General features: G+C 63.7%; 1 protein-coding gene. It reads right to left on the bottom strand.

The annotated features are described in order from the left end of the window. Positions 1–27 precede the first annotated feature (27 nt). A protein-coding gene (locus MB1_RS24750; protein WP_157084410.1) for an IS3 family transposase occupies positions 28–1,166 on the bottom strand; the annotation gives its coding sequence in 2 pieces (ribosomal slippage) (positions 28–896 and positions 896–1,166; 1,140 coding nt in all). Positions 1,167–1,245: the final 79 nt, after the last annotated feature.

The following is a 1,245-nucleotide window of genomic DNA, read 5'->3' as shown; positions in this document are numbered from 1 at the left end:
AGGGGGACCCGTTTGGTGGTCCAGTCGCTATGCGGCCTGGGGTTGGTGGGTCGTGGCCCACTGTAGTGCGAACTCGTTTGGGGTGAGTTCGCCGTGGGCGGAGTGGGGTCGGTGGATGTTGTAGTCGGTCCTCCAATCACCGATGATCACGCGGGCTTCGAGGAGCGAGTCGAAGCGCCATCCGTTGAGCAGCTCATCGCGCATACGGCCGTTGAACGACTCAATCCACGCGTTCTGCCACGGCGACCCGGGATCGATGAACAACGATCCGGTCCCGGTGAACCGGCACCAGTCACGCACCGCGTGCGCAACGAACTCGGGTCCGTTGTCGAACCGGACGTAGGCCGGTACCCCGCGAGTCGCGGCGAGCCTGTCGAGAACCTGCACGACACCGTCGGCGTTGATGGAACGGCCGACCTCGATCGCGAGGGCCTCACGAGTGTACTCATCAATGATGTTGAGCAGCTTGATCGTACGGCCGTCAGCGGTGGTATCGAACTGGAAATCCATCGCCCAGATCACGTTCGGCCTGATCGGGCACATCGCACCGATGTTCACCCCGATACCGGTCAACCGTTTCCTTCTGCGGCGTTGCGGGATGCGTAATCCTTCTTCGCGCCACAACCGGCGGATACGTTTGTCGTTGACCGCCCAGCCGGCCCGACGCGCCATCTTCGCCGCCCGTCGCCACCCCCAGCGAGGCCGATCGGTGGAAAACGTCCGCAGCCAGGCCCGCAGCCGTGATTCTTCGTCGCCGAGCGGTGGTGGGGTCAGCCGCATGGTGGAGCGGTGCAGGCCGACCACCGAGCAGGCGCGACGTTCGGATACCCCGAACCGCTCGCGCAGCATCGCTGCTGCGCGGCGTTTGCGGTTCGGGGTCAGAAGTTTCCCGACCCGATCTCCTTGAGCATGTCGATGTCGAGGGCCTGGTTGGCGACGAGTTTCTTCAACCGGGCGTTCTCGGCTTCGAGTTCCTTGAGGCGTTTGGCGTCGTTGGCTTTCATGCCGCCGTACTGGGCCAACCACCGATGCCAGGTCGACTCGGTGATCTCGAGGTGTCGGCACACCTGAGCGAGTTCCTGACCGGTCCCGAGGAGCTTGTTGCCCTCGGCGAGCTTGCGGATGATCTGATCCGGCGTGTGCCGCCGACGCTTGTTCGCTGTCATGTCGTTGGTGATTCTTCCTGCCCGAACAGTCGGGCAACAGAGTCCCACAACGACTGGACCACTACAGAGGGCTCACCTC

Origin of the sequence: Millisia brevis NBRC 105863, assembly GCF_001552615.1 — a bacterium.
In the GTDB taxonomy this organism is placed as follows: Bacteria; Actinomycetota; Actinomycetes; order Mycobacteriales; family Mycobacteriaceae; genus Millisia; species Millisia brevis.
The sequence above is the reverse complement of the archived record's forward strand: the minus strand, read 5'-3'. Positions and strand labels throughout refer to the sequence as shown.